The sequence below is a fragment of the Streptomyces sp. NPDC006602 genome (genome assembly GCF_042870385.1).
In the GTDB taxonomy this organism is placed as follows: Bacteria; Actinomycetota; Actinomycetes; order Streptomycetales; family Streptomycetaceae; genus Streptomyces.
In genome coordinates this window covers 250,477-268,952 of record NZ_JBIAHG010000004.1, presented here as the reverse complement: position 1 = coordinate 268,952, position 18,476 = coordinate 250,477, and the positions used below count along the sequence as shown (strand labels likewise).

Sequence of the window (18,476 nt, the reverse complement as noted above, 5' to 3'; positions counted from 1 at the left end):
AGTTCATCGTCTACCTCGACTGATCAACCGAGGAATCGGCACCGGACCGGCGACTGAGTGGCCGCATATCTGTCCAGACTTCGGCAATGTAACCCAGGCAGGCGTCCTTCTCTCCGCGGAACCCCACGGAGCGCCAGCCGTCAGGCGGATTGCCTTCCGAACTCCAGATGGAATACTGCTCCTCGTGATTCACCACGACCTGGTAGCGGCGCCCCTCCGTCGCCATATCACTCATCTGGTACCGCCTTCCTGAAATCCTGCACTGACAACGACAGGCCGATAGTCGCAACCCACAGTCGTTGCGGCCAGGCATGGAACCGGCAACATCACCGGAGTTCAGACGCCTCGGACATGCCTCCGCAACGCCAGCTGGTCGACTCGCTTCCCGGCATCGGATGAATGCCCCTTCAGCTGCCGCCGAGTTGCCTGTCCTGGATTGACTGATCACACCTAGACTGACGCGGCACCGTGGCAATGCGGAAGGCGAAAACGAACCGTTGATCAGGAATCGTCAGTAATGTCACGCTAGACAGGGTTGACTATTGTGATATTTGAGCAAGCGCACGAGGTGATCCTGGATCAGGTTTTCCTGCGCCTCTCCGATCTCATGCCAAATCTGGATGTCTACTTGAAATTGGAAGGCCTGAATCCAGCAGGATCGATAAAGCTCAAAACCGCATCGGCCATGGTGGGCGACGCGGAGGAGAAGGGAATGATCCAGCCCGGCTGCCATATCATCGAATCCTCTTCCGGAAGCCTGGGGATCGCGCTGGCCATGGTGTGCACGACCAAGGGCTACGGCTTCACCTGTGTGACCGACCCGAACACCTCACGGCTCAGCATCCAGGTCATCCGTGCCCTCGGCGGTCAGGTCGTGGAGATCAACCAGCGGGATCCACTCGGCGGCTATCTGGGCAACCGCATCGCCTACATCGAACGGCGTCTGGTTCAGGAGCCCGACCTCGTCTGGCTCAACCAGTACGGCAACCCGGCCAACCCCGCCGTACACGCCCGTCAAACCGCCACTGCGATCACTGCCGAAATCCCTGATATCGACGCCCTCTTCGTCGGTGCCGGCACCACAGGAACCCTGATGGGTTGCGTCCAACACTTCCGTAGCGCCTCGCCCGCAACCAAAATCATCGCGGTCGATTCCGAAGGCTCCGTCACCTTCGGCCATCCCGCCGGGCCCCGCCACATTCCGGGCATCGGCACCAGCAGCCGCCCGCCGCTCCTGCGATCTGGTGTCGTTGACGACGTGCTCCTGATCCCTGAGGTGGAGACGGTGCGAACCTGTCGTCTGCTGGCCCGGCGGCACGGACTGGTCGTGGGCGGTTCCACCGGATCGGTGGTCACCGCCATCATGCGATACGCCCCCCAGTTGCCGGAGGGGGCACGGGTGGTAGCCGTCTCTCCCGACTTCGGCGACCGGTACGCACACACCATCTACGACGACGACTGGGTGGCTGACCGGCTCGGCGTTTCGGCCGCCTCTCTGTCCCCGTCCGACCAGCCAGAACTCTCCGCCGTACGGAGGTGATCCGGTGTTTCCCTTCCACGTCATGGGCGGCAAGGACGTCCGCGCCGTCATCGACAGCTCGCACGCTGAGATCTACGCACAGGTACGCGAAACGTACCTGGCCCATCACCGCGGTGAAACCATCAATCCGAACAGCTACTTTCTGCGCTTCCCCGACAAGCCGGACGCACGGATAATTGCCCTGCCTGCCCTGGTGCGCGGAAATCCCAGCGTTGCCGGCCTGAAGTGGATCGGCAGCTTTCCTGAGAATATCGAGCACAATGTCCCGCGGGCTTCGGCTGTACTGATCCTCAACGACTTCGCCACCGGATACCCGTTCGCCTGCATTGAGGCGTCCCAGATCAGTGCGGCACGCACGGCGGCCTCAGCCGTCCTGGGAGCGGAGCTGTTACAAGGCGCCCGCCGCGCGGACAAGGTCGCGGTCATCGGCGCAGGCGTCATCTCCCGCACCATCCTGGAATTCTTCCGCGGGCTCGGCTGGGACATCGGTGAGGTGGCGGTTCACGACCGGGTCGAGGACTATGCGCGCCGATGGGCCCGCCGGGCGGACGAATCGGGCTATCAAGGCACGGTCTGCGCCACCCTGCCCGCGGCTGTGGAGGGGGCTGATGTGGTGGTGCTGGCCACCACCACGGCCGAGCCGTACCTCACCGACACCGGGCTGCTCGCCCCCGGGCAGAACGTCCTCAACGTCTCCCTGCGGGACCTCGGCCCTCAACTCGTCCTGGGGTCCCACAACATCCTCGACGACGTCGAGCACTGCCTGACCGCTCGTACATCCCCTCACCTCGCAGAACTGGAGTGCGGTCACCGCCGGTTCATCGACGGGACCCTCGCGCAGCTGATGCTCGGCGAAGTGACGCTCACCAGGGACAAGCCTCGGATCTTCTCGCCGTTCGGACTCGGTGTGCTCGACATCGCGGTCGGTCTCAGCGTCTTGCGCGCGGGTCTCGAGGCCGGTACCCCCCTCGCAGTCCCCGACTTCTTCGCAGAGGTCGCCCGCTGGTAACGCCCCCTGTCATCAGAACCGCCGGAGGTGGCTTCATGCCCACAACCAAGGCTAGACAACATCTGATCTCACTCAACGACCTCTCGGATGTCGCGCTGCGCGCTGTTGTCGACCGCGGCGCGGCGCTGCACAGGAGCCTGGCGACGGGCGGAAAGGTGCCCGGCTCCCCGCTGGACGGACTGGTCGTCGGCGTCTACTTCAGCAAGACGTCCACGCGAACCCGCACCGCCTTCTCCGCGGGAGCGCTCCGGCTGGGGGCAGACATCGTCGCCTACGGACCTGACGATCTCCAGCTCAACACCGGTGAGAGCAGCGAGGACACCGGCCGGATCATGTCGCTCATGCTGGACGCGCTCGTTGCACGAACGGCCGGCGACCCGGCCGAGATGCGTGCCTGGTCTGCACAGCGCCGGATGTCCGTGATCAACGCGATGAGCGCAGACGAGCACCCGACCCAGGCCCTCGCCGACCTGACCACGCTCACGCTCCAGTTCGGCAGGGTCGACGGGCTGCGGATTCTCTATGTGGGAGAGGGGAACAACACCGCTGCCGCCCTCGCCCTGGCTCTCAGCCGCTACCCCGATGTCCTGCTGGATCTGCGCACCCCCACGGGATACGGCCTCCCGCAGCAAGTGCTCGAGCGGGCACAGGCGCAGGCACAGGCCGCCGGTTCCGTCGTACGCCAGCGGCACGACATGACCGGGCTGCCGGGCGACCTCGACGTCGTCTACACGACCCGCTGGCAGACCACAGGCACGACGAAACCTGATCCGCACTGGCGTGATGGCTTCGCTCCGTTCCAAGTCACGGCCGAACTGATGGACCGCGCTCCGAAAGCCGTATTCATGCACGACCTGCCCGCCCACCGGGGGGAGGAGGTAATCGCCGACGTCCTCGACGGACCCGCGTCCATCGCCTTCCAGCAGGCCGAGAGCAAGCTTTACAGCGCCATGGCGGTACTGGAGTGGTGCGTTGTCGCCGGCTGAACTCCGCAGGGTCAGCGCTCGCTTGTGTCCAATCCACGTGATTACGTTGAAGGGTAGTGTTGTGCAGTGAAGGTTCTGGACCGAGGGCTCGACGCTGATGTGGTCAAGTCCGATGAGTATGAGCGGCTCGTGGCCGGCGGGTGGCTGATACCCACCTCGGTGGCAGGCCTGCTGAACCTGACCTACAAGTTCGAGACCGCGGTGGCACGGCTGCAGGCCACCCTGACCGCGGCCGACCCCTCGGGCTCACCCGGACCCTTGTGGTGCCCGCCCGTCGTGCCTACGGCAAGTGTGCAGCGAGGGGGTTATGCAGAGTCCTTTCCGCAGTTGCTCGGCGCGGTCCACACACAGGGTGGCGACCCGCAGGGTGGCGACGAGGCTGTGGCCGGGAACGTCGCCAGTCCGACCGATGTGGTGCTGACGCCGGCTTCCTGCTACGCGATCTATCCAGAGGTCGCCGACACCACCCTCGCCGAACCGGTGTCTTTCGACCTCCTTGGTCACTGCTATCGCCAGGAGGCAACCAGTGAGGTGGGCCGCTTCCGGTCTTTCCGCCAGCGTGAGTTCGTCGTCATCGCGGACGACGGGTACGCACGCCAATGGCGCGATGAGTGGCTCGCCCGTGGTGAGGAGTTGCTGACCCGCCTCGGCCTGACAGTCGAAGTTCAAACAGCCAACGACGCCTTCTTCGGCCCCACGGCCCGACTGATGAGGGCCAGCCAGAAACAGCAGAGCCTGAAGTTCGAGTTGGTGACCCAGCTCACCGACGATGACTCGGGCACCGCGGTCGCCTCGGCCAACAGCCATAAGGAGCGCATGGGTAAACGGTTCAACATCTCACTCGAGCAAGGGGGGCCGGCGCACAGCGCCTGCATCGGCTTTGGACTGGAGCGGATCGCCCTGGCCCTCATCCACGTGCACGGCGACAATCTGGCCGATTGGCCCGACAGCCTCTGAGGAGAAATCAGTTCCGCGGGCAGCGAGCCGACGTGCGACAGGCGAATCCGCTCGATCCGATGGCCGCGGGTAACGGAGGTCGGTGGCGCACGCAGAGAAAGCGACGAGTCCCCGCGAGGGCGGCCATGTGACGCGACGGATGGTCCGTCGTCTCGGCGCGCCGCGCAGCCGAGAAGGCGAAACGCTGTTCAAAAGCGGCCGCAGGGATCGTCCGGCGAGCTACGGCTACTCCGGAGTGCGCTCCTCGCGGGCGATCGCGGGTAAGCGGATGATGTCGCGCCGAACTACCGGTACGCGTCCAAGAGCCCTTTCAACCGAGCGATAGCGTGCCGATAGCGAGTTGCGCGAACATACGTCCATGTCCTTTGACGTCTATGCCGCAAAAACCTCACGCCGGATATGAACGAGGTGCATGTGCTCATGCAAGCTCCGGAATGGCGAAGCCGCCCATCCGGTGCCACCACAACTGGGACAGGTGCCACGGTCCATACAAGTTCGGACATCGTTCGCACTCTCGCGATCGTGGTGGTCGACGGAGTCCACGGGCAGGAAATCGACGATGTCAATGTCACCCTCGAACGCCACGTCAACGGATTCTGGGAGACAGTGCCGTTGCTGAGGAAAACGGGATCGGTACCCGCTGCTTCCGTACGGCATCCGACTGTCGGCAGCTACCGGCTCAGTCTCGACACCGCCGCCTTCTACGCGGCTCAGGGGAGCACTCCACCGTTGACCGGTTCCGTGGTCACCTTCTGGCTCGCCGCCGTTGCGCGCAGTTGCACGCTGATGGTCACCGTCACCGGACACACGCAGTTCTCCGCCTTCTGTTGGAACGACTGAGAAGGCTTTCGCTTTCCGGACGTGGTGGATTCGCGGGAGCCTGAGTGAGTTACGTCTTCCCTGGGCCTGGCAGCGATCGGCTGGGCCGGCGCGGCCTTCGCCTTGGCATCCCCTGATCGTCGCCCGGAGCCGCCTCCCCCGTCGGCGCCGGGCGACCCCCACTAATCTAAGCCCCCTGCGACCGTCAAGCCTCCCAGACCGCGGCAGCCGTACGGTCGTCCGCGTACCCCTTGACCCTGACCTGGGCGTCGGCGAGGAACTCCGCGAGGCCGGGCGGGTTGGGGCCGGACCACCGGCCGGTGAGATATCCGCACAGCTCGGGTTCGCCGCGCAGCGGCTCGGCCAGCCCGCCGGTGCACATCAGGAGCGTGTCACCCGGGCGGGCGACGGAGGCGCGGAAGCGGAAGGGTTCGCGGGGCGGCTCGGGGGCGGGTTCGTAGGGGCTCGGGGGTGTGGGGATGCCGAGGTCCATGGTGAGCCGGTCGCCCTCGGGGGTCTCGGCCGGCAGGGACCCGAACCCGACGACAGGGTCACCGATGACGTCGGTGACCCGCGGCTCGATGTCCTGCCACTCGCCGTCGCGCAGCCGGAACAGTCCGCCCGGGCCGACGCCGAAGAACACGCGCGTACGGCACTGCGGGTCGGCGGGCAGGAGCAGACAGCGCAGGGCAGCGGCGTACTCCTCCGGTTCGATGCCCTGCTCGGCGGCGCTGGCGCGGAGTTTCCCGAGGCTGCGGTCGGTCAGGCGGTGCAGCCCCGACTTCAGCTCGCCGCGCCGGCCCGCCCTTATGTCCTCGGCGAGCCGGGCGTGACTACGCCCCACGGCCCGCCCGATCCAGTGACACGCCTCGGCGGCCGCGCGGTGCGCCCCCGGCGTGGCCCGCGCACCGGTCGCCATCGCGACGAGCACGAGCGCGTGCTCGCCGGTTCCGAAGCGGGCGGTGAGCAGCGAGTCCCGCCGCGGCTCCCCCCGGAACCGCGCGGAGTCCCCCCGCACGGACGCCGCCCGCAATGTCGAGGTCCCGTACCGGGCCCCGTCCAGCACGGTGTCCGCGACCAGATCGTCGAGGTCGTCCGGGTCCGCCGGAGGCAACGCGGTGGGCTCGGCCTCGTAGGTGGGGGGCCCGGAGCCGACATGGCCGACGGGCCTCGGCGGGGCGACGGGAAGGTCGACCCGGGTGGCGGTACGGGAACTCGGCGGGGCGTCCTGAGGAGGTGCGTCGGCTCCGGTGTTCCGGGCATGGGGCACGGCGGACGGTTCGGCGACGCCGAAGGACGAAGCGCGGGCGGCGTCCTGGGACGCCCCGGACTCACCGCCAGGACGCGACTCCCAGGACCGGCGCTGCGGCGCGGGCTCTGCGGGGCTCGGGGCATCGGCCGCGTCCGCAGGCCCTACCGGACTCGGAGCGTCCGCCGCGTCCGCGGGCCCTGCGGCCGGCTCGGGCGGCCGGTCGGGGCGGACCTGGCCGCCGACTTCGGCGAGCGGGGCGGCTGCCCCCTCTCCGGTGGATGCGTCGGGCCACCCATTCTGCTCGGGCCCGGTGTCGACGCCTCGTGCGTCGGACGGCTCGGGGTCGGTGTGTGGCGGCTCCCACGGTGCGCGACCCGGGACGGGGTCGGTAGGTCGCGGGGTGGTGGCGGCGCCTGGGGTCGACGCGACCGGCACCCCGTCCTCTTCCGGTTCGTCGGCGATGCCCGCCGCGGTGTCTGCCCGGGCGGGCGGGGCTATGGGCGGAGGTGGCCCGAAAGGCGGAGGCGGCGGAGGCGGCGAAGGGGGTGCGGACGGGGGCGGGGGCACGTCCGGGGGCGTCCGCGAGGCGGGGGCGGCCGTCGTGGGGGTCTCCGTGGAGATGCGCCCACCGGTCGGGGTGGCCGTACGGCCAGGGGGCGGCGGCTGGTCGGGGGCCGTACGTGCCCCGGGTGGCGGCTGTTCGGCCGATTCTGGCGGCGTCGGTCCGGGCGGGAAGGTCGCGGGCCCGGGCCCTGGAGGCAGATCGGTCGGCGATTCACCAGGGGCGCGCTGCCCGGCGCCGACACCGGACCCCGGCGCCGGAAACCCGTCGTCCGGATCACCGGCCGTGGCGGGACGCGCCCCCGGGAGCCCACTGTCCACCACTCCGGCGTCACCGGACCGTGGCGAGGGCACCCCGCTCTCCGCGACACCGGACGACGTATCGGCGCGCGGCGCCGGAATTCCGCCCTCGGCAGCTCCCCGGGACGCGGCCCGCCCCTCCACCGCTCCCGCAGCGGAAGCGAAACGGTCGTCCAGTGAGTCGGGCGTGGCCGTGGGGCCCGTGTCCTCGGTGGTGTCGTCGTACAGCTGCCCCCACCAGTCGTCCTCGTGACCGCTGGGCTTTCCCCCCTGCTGGTTCATGCCCGTAATTGTCCACCGTGCGGGCGGCATGAAAACGGGGCATCCGGAAAATCCGGCGGCGCACCCCCCGTCGCTCGGCATGCCGAGCGACGGGGTCGAGGCCGTACGAAACAAGCCGCCGGGCGGCCCCACCCCCCACGGGAGGACCGCCCGGCGACCCGAGTGACCCGGGCCTCCGTTCCCCTACGTGCTCGCGCACGTCGTTGACCCGGGTCACGATCCGGGTCGCCGAATCGCCGTCGTATGCTTCGGTCGGTTCGGCCCTGAGGTGACCTGCCTTCCCGTCGCGCCACCGTGGTCGACGACCGCCGACGACCGCCGACGACCGTCTGCCGCACCCCGCCGCGCCGGACGGTCCGCGCCCCGGTCAGGGTCGCCCCTTCGTCGTACGAGTAGGCCGACGCCGCGAGGTCAACCCTCCGGGTTGACAGCCGCGGGGCCGCTCACCGTGAGGTCGGGCCTGGTGAGGGCCTGCGGGCCTTGTTGACCTGCGTCTTCGCCGGGCCTCCGGCACCCTGGACAGATGGGAGTGGTGGATCTCCTGCTGGTCGGCCTGGTCATTCTGCTCGGTGTGGGCGGAGTGCTGGTGCCCGGTGTGCCGGGGTCCTGGCTGGTGTGGGCCGCGGTCATGTGGTGGGCGCTGAAGGACCCGCAGCCGCTCGCCTGGGCCGTCCTGGTGGGCGCCACCGTCACCCTGCTCCTCTCCCAGGTGGTGCGCTGGGCGCTGCCGGCCCGACGGCTGCGGGCGAGCGGCGCGACTGCGCGGATGGGCGTGTACGCCGGCGTCGGGGCGTTCGTCGGCTTCTTCCTGATCCCCGTGCTCGGCGCGATCCCCGGCTTCATCGGCGGCATCTACCTGTACGAACGGCTCCGGCTCGGCCGCCACCGCGAGGCCGTGGCGGCCCTGCGCACGGCGATGCGCTCGGGCGGCTCCAGCGTGCTGGCGGAACTGTTCACCTGCCTGCTGATCATGGGTGCGTGGCTGGGAGCGGTGCTGTGGGGATGAGCCCTCGGTACACGCCGCGGCCGTCGTAGGTCCTGGGAATTAGGGCGAGGATCCGATGCGCCGGGCGGAGCCGGGGTGTTGGCTGGTCGGCATGACCGAACTCAGCGAGGCCGAGCGCGCGTACCTCAGGTCCCAGCGCCTTGGACGACTGGCCACCGTCGACCAGCACGGACAGCCCCAGGCGAACCCGGTCGCCTTCCATCCCCGGCCCGACGGGACCATCCTGATCGGCGGTTATGCGATGGGCCGCACCAAGAAGTGGCGCAACCTCCAGAAGAACCCGAAGGTAGCCCTGGTCGTCGACGACATCGTCAGCGTGCGGCCGTGGAAGGTGCGCGGCATCGATATCCGGGGCGAGGCCGAACTCCTCACCGGCCCGCACGACCTGGGCTCGCACTTCAGCGAGGAGGTCATCCGCATCCACCCCCGGCGGATCCACAGCTGGGGACTGGAGGACGACGCCTAGAGGACGCCTTCGAGAGCGAGCAGGCTCGTCTTGCGTTCCAGCCCGCCCGCGTACCCGGTGAGTGAACCGTCGGCCCCGATCACCCGGTGGCAGGGCCGCAGGATCAGCAGCGGGTTGGCGCCGATCGCGCCGCCGACGGCTCGTACGGCGGCCCGGGAGGCGCCGATGCGGGCGGCGATCGTCCCGTAGGTCGTGGTCTCGCCGTAGGGGACGGTGTCGAGGGCGGCCCAGACCTGCTCGCGGAAGCTGGTGCCCTCGCCGCGCAACTCCAGCGTGAACTCCTTGAGTTCGCCGGCGAAGTAGGCGGTGAGCTGTTCCTCGGCGGCCCGGAAGAGGTCCGGGTCGTGGCGCCAACCCTCCTGGACGGTACGGCCGTTCTTCTGGCCGGGCACGGAGAGGGAGGTCAGGGCGCCGTCCGGGTCGGCGGTGAGGAGCAGTGGCCCGACCGGGCTGTCCAGGGTGGCGTAATGCGTGTCGATCGTCATCGGTACTCCAACTCCCCTGCTGCGCGCAGGTGTTGCAAAGCGTACGAGCGCCAGGGGCGCCAGGTGTCGGGGATGTCCGGGCCGGGTGGGGCGACGTCCGGGTCGCCCAGGGCGCGGGTGCGGATGGTGGCGGCGGTGCGGGCGTCCAGGCCGGGCAGGGCGAGCAGGGCCGCCTCGGCGTCGTCGCGGTCGGCGCCCGGGTCCAGTCGTAGGGTGCCGTCGGCGAGGGCGGTGGTGAGGGCGCCCAGGGTGCCGTCGGGTTCGGCCCCGGCGAGGACGGCCGGTTCGGGGAACAGGTGGGTGAGGCTGCCGCAGGGGGCGTCCAGCGTCTTGCCGTACCGCTGGACCAGCCGCTCCGCCTCGGTCCGCCCGACCAGGGCCCGCACCGCGAGTTCCTCCGGGTCGGCGGCGCCCGGCGACCTGAGGCCCGGCCGGGCGGCGACCAGCGGGGCGAGGCGCGCCTCGGCGCCGAGCCGCTCGTCGACGGCGTACGGGTCGGCGTCGAGGTCGAGGAGCCGTCGCAGCCGTTGTACGGCGGTGGTGAGGTCGCGGGGGTCGGTGAGGTGGAGGCGGGCGTCCAGCCAGCCGCCCGGATGGGCGCCGGACGCGGACCTCGCCGCGCCCGGCCGTTCGTCGACGGCGACGATTGCGCTGCCGTGCGGCAGACGCAGGGTGCGGCGGTACGTGCGTCGCCCGCGCGGTCCGCCGACCTCCTCCACGCCCGCCACCGCCTCGGCCGCCAGCAGGTCGAAGACGGCTCCCGACTGGTACGGCCCCCGGTGCGCGAGCCGCAACGGGATCCCGGCGTCAGGGGTGGCCGTAGGGCGGGCGGCCCGGCCGCCGTGCGGGGCGGCGGCCCGCAGCTCGCTGGGCGTCGAGGCGTACACCTCCCGCATGGTGTCGTTGAACTGGCGCACGCTCGCGAAGCCGGACGCGAACGCGATCTGGGTGATCGGCAGGTCCGTGGTCTGCAGCAGGACGCGCGCAGTGTGCGCCCGCTGGGCCCGGGCGAGGGCGACGGGCCCGGCGCCGAGCTCGGCGGTGAGCTGCCGCTGGACCTGCCGGGCGCTGTAGCCGAGCCGGGCGGCTAGCCCGGCGACGCCCTCCCGGTCGACGACACCGTCGCCGATCAGCCGCATCGCCCGGCCCACCACGTCCGCCCGTACGTTCCACTCGGCGGAGCCGGGCACGGCGTCCGGCCGACACCGCCGGCAGGCCCGGAATCCCGAACCCTGCGCGGCGGCGGCCGTGGAGAAGAACCGGACGTTGTGCCGCTTCGGCGTCACCGCCGGGCAGCTGGGCCGACAGTAGATGCCGGTGGTCTCAACGGCGAAGAAGAACTCGCCGTCGAACCGCCCGTCCCGGCTGCGCACCGCCTCGTACCTGGTGTCCTCGTCCATCACGTCATCCAGTGTGGGCCAGGACCAGGACCGCGGCTGGCGGAAATCGGACGCCGAGCTTGCCCGTCCGGGCCGCCCTGCGCCCGACTCCCTACGCCCAGCGCCCGCGCTTCGCCTCCATCGCCGCCTTGCCCTGCGCCCCCTTCCGCTTCCAGTCCCGTTTGATCTCCGCGCGCAGCCGCGCGTCGGTCTTGGCGACGATGCGCTGGTTCTCCCGGATGAGCTTGCGGTAGCTGTCGAGGCGTCGCTCGGGCAGCACACCGTCCTCGATGGCCGCCAGCACCGCGCAACCCGGTTCGCTCTCGTGTGCGCAGTCGTGGAACCGGCAGCGCGCTGACAGCTCCTCGATCTCTGAGAAGACCTGTCCGACGCCGCGCTCGGCGTCCCACAGGCCGACACCCCTTAGCCCCGGCGTGTCGATCAGGGCACCGCCGCCGGGCAGGACCAACAGGTTGCGGGTGGTCGTGGTGTGCCGTCCCTTGCCGTCCGCGTCCCTCGTCGCCCGGACGTCCATGACGTCCTCGCCGAGCAGGGCGTTCGCGAGCGTGGACTTGCCCGCACCGGACTGGCCGAGCAGTACGGACGTACCACCGGAGACGACGGCGACCAGGACCTCCAGTCCGGCCCCGTCCACGGCGCTCACCGGCAGCACCGGCACCCCCGGCGCGGTCGTCCCGACGTCCTGGACGAGGTGTCCGAGCGTCACCGGGTCCGGCACCAGGTCCGCCTTGGTCAGCACGACCACGGGCCGCGCCCCGGACTCCCAGGCCAGGGCGAGGAACCGCTCGATGCGCCCGAGGTCGAGTTCGACGGCCAGCGACACGGCGACGATCGCGTGGTCGACGTTGGCCGCGAGGATCTGCCCCTCGGACCGTTCGGAGGAGGTGGAGCGTACGAAGGCCGTACGGCGTGGCAGACAGGTCCGTACGTACCGCGGGTTGCCCGCGGGATCGACGGCGACCCAGTCGCCGGTGCACACGACCCGCATCGGGTCGTTCGGGGTGACGAACGCGGTGTCCGCCCGGATGATCCCGTGGGCGGTGACCACGTCGCACTGCCCGCGGTCGACCCGGACCACACGCCCGGGCAGGAGGCCCTCGGGCTCGTAGGGGGAGAACTGGTCCGCCCATGCGTCGTCCCAGCCGTACGGAGCCAGGGGATGTGAGGTCGACGACGGACCCGGGAGAGATGACGACGGACCCGGGAGAGATGAGGAAGACAAGGGGTGACCCTTCAGGAGGGTGGCCCCGGCACACGCACAGCGGCGTGGGAGAGGAAAGAGGTCAGCCGGAGACCACGGAGGTGGGGTGGATGAACTTCCGGATGCGGGCAGCGCCCGTCTCAACGACAGCCATCTGTGACACCTCCTGGTCCTGCTCGGCGACGACAGCGGCCGACCGGCCGCCAGGAACGATGCAGACCCTAGCTTCCGGCTCCGACCGGCCGCCACTCCTTTTCGGAGTTACCGAGGTCGCGGGTTGTCCTGTGCCCGCTGCCCCGTCTGCTCCCGGAACTCACTGAGCTCGCCGATGCCCACGCGCCGCCGCCATCGCGCACCGGGGCGTCAGGCCTTCGTGCAGCTGTGCCCGTTCAGTGTGAAGTCGTACGCCGGCGAGTTCTTGCCTTGCCAGGACGCGAGGAAGCCGAAGGCGAGGCTGCCGTTCGCGGAGACCGTCTTGTTGTAGTCGGCGGCGGTGGCGGTGACCCGGGAGCCGCTCTGGGCGAAGCTGGCGTCCCACATCTGGCCGACCTGCTGGCCGTCCCGGAAGGACCAGGCGACGCGCCAGGAGTCGAGGGCGCGTGCGGTGGTGACGGTGACGGTGGCCTGGAAGCCGTCGGGCCATTCGCCGACCAGGTCGTACTTGACCCGGCAGGGCGCGGGTTCGCTCGTGCTGGGGTCCGGTTCGGGGGCGGTGGTGGGGGTCGTGCCCTGGGGGGTGACGCCCGGGTTCTTCCCGGCGGAGGCCCGGGAGGTGCCCGGCGAGGCGGTGGCCGACGGCTCCGGGGAGGCGGAGGACCGCTCGACGGTGGACGGGACGGACGAGCGCGGGTCGGCCACCGGCTGGCGGTCGGCCGAGTCGCCGGGCGACGCGACGCCGTTGTCGGTGCCGGCTCCCGGCATCATCGAGACGGCGAGCGCCAGCAGGGAGACCAGGACGGCCGCGACCAGGAGGCCGTTGCGCACGACGCGCGCCTTGTGCGCGCCGGGGTTCGGCGGGCCGCTCTCGCCGTCCGCCGAACCCGGGCGCCCGGCACCGAGGCGGACCTCGGCGGCCCGGCGGCGGCGCTCCAGGTAGGCGAGGCCGCCCCAGCCGATCACTCCGCCGGCGAGGGCCGCGGGCAGTCCGCCCCCGTGCAGCCTGAGGCAGGCGGCGGCCTCCGCGCACTCCATGCAGCGGGCGAGGTGCCGGGAGAGGTCGTTCGGGGCGTCGGCGGCGGGCGAGCGGGTGACCGCGTCGAGCAGCCGGGCGTAGCTGCGGCACTGCGCGTCCATCGGCGTGTCGAGGTGGTTGCGATGGCAGCGGTCCCGGAACAGGCCGCGCACCTGGCCGAGTTCCTCTCCCACGACGGCCGGGTCGAGGCCGAGCCGGCGCGCCACCACGGACAGCGGCAGCGCCTCCACCTCGGCCAGCCACAGCAGGGCCGCGTCCGGTTCCTGGAGGTCGCGCAGGCCGCGCAGCGCGAGCGGGCGCCGCAGCGGGGGGCCGTTGTAGCGGGCGGCCTCGTCGGAGTTGAGCCACAGGCGCAGTTGGGGGTCGAGCTTGTGGCCTTGGCCCTGGATCTCCCAGGCCGCCGCGGTGTTGCGTACGGCGGTCAGCAGCAGCGGGATCCTGGGCAGGCGGGCCGGGCGGCGGCCGGTACCGCGGGCGGGAGCGGACTGCGCGTCGCGGGCTTCGCGCATGCCGAGGGAGAACGCCTCCGTGGCCAGTTGGGTGGCCGCGGTGGAGCCGGACGTGCACAGGTCGGCGTACGAGAGCACGGCATCCCAGCACTCTGAGAACTGCGCTGCCTCGGCGGCGTCCTGGGGAGTCGGCAGGTCGGGCATGGGTCTCCTGCGTCGAAAAGCGAGGTCAACTCGCCATACTGGCAAAGGAGTTGGGGGGAACCTCGCGGCAGAGGAGAAGTTTTTCACGCCTCCCACACAACTGACAAGCGCCCTGTTCAAATGTCATGACAGGACTGCCGCGTCCCCACAACCGCAACTCCTGCCTCTTGTACGGACGCGACCGCCAGGTGACTCACCTATACCGTCGCCGATTCCACCGCCGGAAGACTGTCCATGAAGGAGCTGACGGAGAAGACCGCGCGGCCGGGCCCGGGCGGGCCGTAGCCGGGCGGCGAGGACAGGCCGAAGTCGTCCATCGTGGCGCGGTAGGCCTCGAGCAGCCGGATGTGGTACTCCAGCGGCGCGCCCTGCGGGTTGGCCTTGCCGAGCGGGGTCGTCGGCTCGGGGCACCAGGTGGTGAAGCGGGGCGTGATGCCGTGCGACATGAAGAAGCGAAGGCCCTCGGTGGTGGAGGCGACGGCCTCGTCGACGGTGGTGAAGCCGAAGGGCTCGGCCATCTCCACGCCGGCCACGAAGTTGGGGATCACGTTGCGCGCGCCGAAGATCTCCGCCGAGTCGAGGATGCGCTTGTGCCACTCGTCGCGGCCGACGTAGCGCTCCTTGCCCGGGCAGTACAGCTCGAACAGGCGGCGGTCCCACACCTCGTAGTTGGGGTGATAGATCTGCACGCCGTAGTCCTTGAACCGCTGCACGTCGTCGCGCGGCAGCGCCTGGGCGACGACCTTGCCGATCCAGCGTCCGGGGAACCGCTCCTCGATGGCCTTGGCGTAGTGGCCGTAGAAGTCGGCCTCGTCGCGCCCGGCCACCGTCTTGGTGATGGCGCCGCCGGTGAGGGTGTAGGCGGTGGACGCCTTGGCGGTGTCGTACCGGTCGATGATCTCGAGGGCTTCGAGGACCTCCTCGACGTCCTTCACCCCGGTGTACGGCCGGCCCGCCGCCTTGTGCTGACGCCAGTTGTGGTTGATGTCGCAGTACTGGCACTCCTCCTTGGCGCCGAAGTACTGGCAGACCCGGAAGACGGTGAGGTAGATCAGGTAACCCCACTGGATGGTCGGGGCGACCTCCATCACCGACTTCCCGCTGGCGAGCGTGTGCCGGTAGTACTCCGGCATCGGCGGCACACCGACGTCGGAGATCCGCTTCCCGTCCAGGTAGAGCCCGAGCACTCCGTGCTCGTCGGACGCCACGCGATAGGGCGACGCCGGGTTCACCCGCACCGACACCACGGTGCGGCGCAGGTCGTACGGCCCGCCCGTGAGGATGATCTCCTCCGGCGGGCGCCGGAGCGCGGCCTCGCCGAGCTCGGGCAGGGTGCCGTGGTCGAAGGAGAAGATGAAGTACGACTTCGGCTTGACCTCGCCGCCCTCGTTGTCGCTCAGGGCGGATGGATCGAAGGCCACCCCGCCCCGGAGCAGATCCTCTTTGAAGACGGCTTCCCGCGGAACGTGCGGGAATCGCTCCATCAGATCCTCGACCAGTGCGGTACGGCTGCCCATCCCGTGTCTCCTCCCGGATCGGACGTACGACTCTCACGGTATGCCCTCGCCCCCGCGTGAACCGTGCCGGGTCCCTCGCGGCGTGCGACATGCCCCGGTACGGCAGCGTTTGCCGAGGTGCGGGCCCGCACGGCCGCGGGCCCGGAGGCCCGGCTGCAGAAACCGTTCTCCACCGCAGCCCGCCGCAGATGAGAGGGTCAGCGGAGCGCACTCTGCGAAAGGGACGGCAGGAATGACGGAGACGGTCACCAACTGGGCGGGCAACATCACCTACCTGGCCAAGGAGTTGCACCGCCCGCACTCGCTCACCGCGCTCGGCGGCCTGGTGGCCGGCAGCGCGAAGGTGCGGGTCCTGGGCAGCGGACACTCCTTCAACGAGATCGCCGAGCCGGGCCCCGGCGGCGTGCTGCTGTCGCTGGCCGCGCTGCCCGCCGAGGTCGACGTCGACACGGCGGCCCGTACGGTACGGGTCGGCGGCGGCGTGCGCTACGCCGAGCTGGCCCGCCAGGTGTACGCCCATGGGCTGGCGTTGCCCAACATGGCGTCACTGCCGCACATCTCGGTGGCCGGGTCGGTGGCGACCGGCACCCACGGGTCGGGGGTCGGCAACGGTCCGCTCGCCTCCGCCGTACGCGAGGTGGAGATCGTCACGGCGGACGGGTCGACGGTCGTCATCGGGCGGGGGGACCCGCGCTTCGGCGGTGCGGTGACCTCCCTGGGCGCCCTCGGTGTCGTCACGACGCTCACCCTCGACCTGGAGCCCTCCTTCGAGGTCGAGCAGCACGTGTTCACCGAACTCCCCCTCGCCGGGCTGGACTTCGAGACACTCGAGACGGTGCTGGCGACGGCGTACAGCGTCAGCCTCTTCACGGACTGGCGTGCGCCCGGCTTCCGGCAGGTGTGGCTGAAGCGGCGCACCGACCAGCCGCTGCCCGACTTCCCGTGGGCGGCGCCCGCCACCGAGAAGATGCACCCGGTGCCGGGGATGCCCGCGGTCAACTGCACCGAGCAGTTCGGGGTGGCGGGGCCGTGGCACGAACGGCTGCCGCACTTCCGGGCCGAGTTCACGCCGAGCAGCGGCAGCGAGTTGCAGTCGGAGTACCTGCTGCCGCGCCGGTATACCGTTGAGGCATTGTATGCAATTGACAGTATCCGAGATGCGGTCGCCCGCGTACTGCAGACCTGCGAAGTGCGGACGGTCGCCGCCGACGAGCAGTGGCTGAGCCCGGCGTACGGCCGGGACACGGTGGCCCTGCACTTCACCTGGGTCGAGGACACGGCGGCGGTGCTGCCGGTGGTGCGGCGACTGGAGGAGGCACTGGCGGCCTTCGACGCGCGGCCGCACTGGGGGAAGGTGTTCACCGTGCCTGCGGCCGAGCTGCGCGGGTTCTACCCGCGGTTGGAGGACTTCCGGGCGCTGACCCGGGAGCTGGATCCGGCGGGTAAATTCGCCAACGCCTTCGTCCAGGACATCCTCGGCGGCTGACTTTATAAAGCCCCTTTCCTAACCCCTTGTCGAAAGTCCCGGCAGACCATAGCCTTGCGCCGCGCCGGTGCCGATGTCGTCCCGGCACGATCTGCTGAAGGGATGGGACCGGCCGGTGAAGCGCACATCACGGGACATCCGTACTGCGAACCGCTACGAGGTGCTGCGCCAGATCATCGCCGAGTCGCCCACCTCCCGGCAGGAGCTGGCGGCCGCCACCGGTCTGAGTCTCGCCACGGTCGCCACGCTGGTCGGTGAGCTCCTCGACCTCCGGATGATCACGGAGGTCGGGTTCGAGGACTCGGCGGGTGGCCGCCCCCGGGGTCTCGTGGCCGTCAACGCGTCGGGGGGCGCGTTGATCGGCGTCGACATCGCCGAGACGTACGTCCATGTCGAGCTGTTCGACCTCGCGCTGAACGTCCTGGCCCGGGCCGAGGAGGACGTCCGCCCCGGCGAGAGCCGACCCGAGCAGGTGGTCGGCCATGTCGCCGCCGCCGTCGGCTCGGTGGTCGCCCAGGCCGGGATCGAGGGCGCCCGGGTGCTCGGCGTCGGGGTGAGCGTGCCGGGGCAGGTGGACCGCGCGACCGGCATCTCGGAGTACGCGCCGAACTGGGACTGGCACGACGTGCCGCTGCTCGACCTGCTCACCGAGCACATCGCCTACCCCCTCTACCTGGACAACCCGCTGCGTGCCTGCGCGGTGGCCGAGCTGTGGTTCGGGGCCGCGCGCGGGCGCGGGAACGCGGTGGTGGTCAACCTCGGGACCGGGGTGGGCGCCGGCCTGGTCCTGGGCGGCGGGCTGCACCGGGGCGTGAGCAACAGCGCCGGCGAGTGGGGCCACACCACGATCGTCCTGGACGGCCGGCTGTGCCACTGTGGCAACCACGGCTGCGTGGAGACCTACGTCGGCGCGCCCGGCATCATGCTGAACCTGCGGGAGCTCAGCCCCCGCAGCTCGCTGCTGCACCCGGAGGACCAGACCGCCACCATCGACGCGCTGGCCCGGGGTGTGCTCGCCGGCGACCCGGTCGCGCTCAAGGTGGTCCGCGACACCGCCCGTTACCTCGGCGCCGGCATCGCCGACCTGGTCAACCTGTTCAACCCCGAAGTGGTCGTGCTCAGCAGCTGGGTCGCGGCCGGCCTCGGCGAACCGCTGGTCGCGGAGGTGCGCGAGGCCGTCGCCCGACACGCGCTGCCGCGGCCGATGGCCGCCACCGAAATCGTCCTCTCCCCGATCCCCACCGACCCGGTGTGCCTGGGTGCGGCGACGTTCGCGCTCGAAGGGGCGCTCCAGTCGGTCGGGCAGAGGAACGGAAAGAAACGCACCACCCCCACAAGGAGCCGTACCGCACCACCTTCATGAC

16 protein-coding genes are annotated in these 18,476 nt (G+C 70.4%); 9 read left to right on the top strand and 7 right to left on the bottom strand.

The window, feature by feature from the left end; all coding sequences use genetic code 11:
* Window positions 1–10: 10 nt before the first annotated feature.
* Window positions 11–235 carry an MbtH family protein gene (locus tag ACFYO2_RS13520; RefSeq protein ID WP_388348035.1) on the bottom strand — a complete coding sequence of 75 codons (225 nt, stop codon included), beginning with the start codon at window positions 233–235 and terminating at the stop codon, window positions 11–13.
* 309 nt (window positions 236–544) lie between these two features.
* Between ACFYO2_RS13520 and sbnA the strand changes: the two genes are divergently transcribed.
* The 5 genes from sbnA (at window position 545) to ACFYO2_RS13495 (ending at window position 5,332) form a co-directional block, all read left to right on the top strand.
* The gene (sbnA, locus tag ACFYO2_RS13515) at window positions 545–1,540 is read left to right on the top strand and encodes a 2,3-diaminopropionate biosynthesis protein SbnA (protein WP_388348604.1); all 996 of its coding nucleotides are present in this window, start codon (window positions 545–547) and stop codon (window positions 1,538–1,540) included.
* Between the two features lie 4 nt (window positions 1,541–1,544).
* Complete coding sequence (sbnB, locus tag ACFYO2_RS13510; RefSeq protein WP_388348033.1) at window positions 1,545–2,549, top strand: 2,3-diaminopropionate biosynthesis protein SbnB; 1,005 nt, start codon at window positions 1,545–1,547, stop codon at window positions 2,547–2,549.
* Between the two features lie 35 nt (window positions 2,550–2,584).
* Window positions 2,585–3,535, top strand: coding sequence for an ornithine carbamoyltransferase (locus ACFYO2_RS13505; protein ID WP_388348031.1), 951 nt, complete (start codon window positions 2,585–2,587; stop codon window positions 3,533–3,535).
* Window positions 3,536–3,601: 66 nt separating this feature from the next.
* Entirely contained in the window at window positions 3,602–4,492 is an 891-nt protein-coding gene (locus ACFYO2_RS13500) for an aminoacyl--tRNA ligase-related protein (protein ID WP_388348029.1), read from the top strand.
* 522 nt (window positions 4,493–5,014) lie between these two features.
* Window positions 5,015–5,332 carry a hypothetical protein gene (locus ACFYO2_RS13495; protein ID WP_388348027.1) on the top strand — a complete coding sequence of 106 codons (318 nt, stop codon included), beginning with the start codon at window positions 5,015–5,017 and terminating at the stop codon, window positions 5,330–5,332.
* Between the two features lie 184 nt (window positions 5,333–5,516).
* Here ACFYO2_RS13495 and ACFYO2_RS13490 read toward each other — a convergent pair whose 3' ends face one another.
* On the bottom strand, window positions 5,517–7,706 hold the full coding sequence (locus ACFYO2_RS13490) for a protein phosphatase 2C domain-containing protein (RefSeq protein ID WP_388348025.1): 2,190 nt from the start codon (window positions 7,704–7,706) through the stop codon (window positions 5,517–5,519).
* 523 nt (window positions 7,707–8,229) lie between these two features.
* On the opposite strand from ACFYO2_RS13490, the gene ACFYO2_RS13485 reads away from it, so the two are divergent.
* Window positions 8,230–8,712: a DUF456 domain-containing protein gene (locus ACFYO2_RS13485; RefSeq protein WP_388348023.1), complete on the top strand. Its 483-nt coding sequence runs from the start codon at window positions 8,230–8,232 to the stop codon at window positions 8,710–8,712.
* Between the two features lie 91 nt (window positions 8,713–8,803).
* Window positions 8,804–9,178 (top strand): PPOX class F420-dependent oxidoreductase, encoded by a 375-nt coding sequence (locus ACFYO2_RS13480; protein WP_388348021.1) that lies wholly within the window; start codon window positions 8,804–8,806, stop codon window positions 9,176–9,178.
* Here ACFYO2_RS13480 and ACFYO2_RS13475 read toward each other — a convergent pair.
* The 5 genes from ACFYO2_RS13475 to ACFYO2_RS13455 form a co-directional block, all read right to left on the bottom strand.
* Window positions 9,175–9,663 carry a methylated-DNA--[protein]-cysteine S-methyltransferase gene (locus tag ACFYO2_RS13475; RefSeq protein ID WP_388348019.1) on the bottom strand — a complete coding sequence of 163 codons (489 nt, stop codon included), beginning with the start codon at window positions 9,661–9,663 and terminating at the stop codon, window positions 9,175–9,177. The genes ACFYO2_RS13480 and ACFYO2_RS13475 overlap by 4 nt on opposite strands.
* Entirely contained in the window at window positions 9,660–11,063 is a 1,404-nt protein-coding gene (locus ACFYO2_RS13470; protein WP_388348602.1) for a DNA-3-methyladenine glycosylase 2 family protein, read from the bottom strand. The genes ACFYO2_RS13475 and ACFYO2_RS13470 overlap by 4 nt, the downstream gene beginning before the upstream one ends.
* Window positions 11,064–11,154: 91 nt before the next feature.
* Window positions 11,155–12,285: a ribosome small subunit-dependent GTPase A gene (rsgA, locus tag ACFYO2_RS13465; protein WP_388348017.1), complete on the bottom strand. Its 1,131-nt coding sequence runs from the start codon at window positions 12,283–12,285 to the stop codon at window positions 11,155–11,157.
* A gap of 342 nt (window positions 12,286–12,627) precedes the next feature.
* A complete protein-coding gene (locus tag ACFYO2_RS13460; protein WP_388348015.1) occupies window positions 12,628–14,109 on the bottom strand; it encodes a cellulose binding domain-containing protein in 1,482 nt (493 codons plus the stop codon).
* 197 nt (window positions 14,110–14,306) lie between these two features.
* Window positions 14,307–15,626, bottom strand: coding sequence for a radical SAM protein (locus tag ACFYO2_RS13455; RefSeq protein WP_388348013.1), 1,320 nt, complete (start codon window positions 15,624–15,626; stop codon window positions 14,307–14,309).
* A 232-nt stretch (window positions 15,627–15,858) separates the two neighbouring features.
* On the opposite strand from ACFYO2_RS13455, the gene ACFYO2_RS13450 reads away from it, so the two are divergent.
* Window positions 15,859–17,112 (top strand): D-arabinono-1,4-lactone oxidase, encoded by a 1,254-nt coding sequence (locus ACFYO2_RS13450; RefSeq protein ID WP_388348011.1) that lies wholly within the window; start codon window positions 15,859–15,861, stop codon window positions 17,110–17,112.
* 115 nt (window positions 17,113–17,227) lie between these two features.
* Window positions 17,228–18,475 (top strand): ROK family transcriptional regulator, encoded by a 1,248-nt coding sequence (locus ACFYO2_RS13445; protein WP_388348009.1) that lies wholly within the window; start codon window positions 17,228–17,230, stop codon window positions 18,473–18,475.
* Window position 18,476: the final 1 nt, after the last annotated feature.

What these genes read in the sequence shown, in the direction of transcription:
- ACFYO2_RS13460 (WP_388348015.1), bottom strand. Translation starts at nt 14,109, where the DNA reads ATGCCCGACCTGCCGACTCCCCAGGACGCCGCCGAGGCAGCGCAGTTC.
- ACFYO2_RS13455 (WP_388348013.1), bottom strand. Translation starts at nt 15,626, where the DNA reads ATGGGCAGCCGTACCGCACTGGTCGAGGATCTGATGGAGCGATTCCCG.
- ACFYO2_RS13470 (WP_388348602.1), bottom strand. Translation starts at nt 11,063, where the DNA reads ATGGACGAGGACACCAGGTACGAGGCGGTGCGCAGCCGGGACGGGCGG.
- ACFYO2_RS13480 (WP_388348021.1), top strand. Translation starts at nt 8,804, where the DNA reads ATGACCGAACTCAGCGAGGCCGAGCGCGCGTACCTCAGGTCCCAGCGC.
- ACFYO2_RS13475 (WP_388348019.1), bottom strand. Translation starts at nt 9,663, where the DNA reads ATGACGATCGACACGCATTACGCCACCCTGGACAGCCCGGTCGGGCCA.
- ACFYO2_RS13520 (WP_388348035.1), bottom strand. Translation starts at nt 235, where the DNA reads ATGAGTGATATGGCGACGGAGGGGCGCCGCTACCAGGTCGTGGTGAAT.
- ACFYO2_RS13485 (WP_388348023.1), top strand. Translation starts at nt 8,230, where the DNA reads ATGGGAGTGGTGGATCTCCTGCTGGTCGGCCTGGTCATTCTGCTCGGT.
- ACFYO2_RS13450 (WP_388348011.1), top strand. Translation starts at nt 15,859, where the DNA reads ATGACGGAGACGGTCACCAACTGGGCGGGCAACATCACCTACCTGGCC.
- ACFYO2_RS13505 (WP_388348031.1), top strand. Translation starts at nt 2,585, where the DNA reads ATGCCCACAACCAAGGCTAGACAACATCTGATCTCACTCAACGACCTC.
- ACFYO2_RS13490 (WP_388348025.1), bottom strand. Translation starts at nt 7,706, where the DNA reads ATGAACCAGCAGGGGGGAAAGCCCAGCGGTCACGAGGACGACTGGTGG.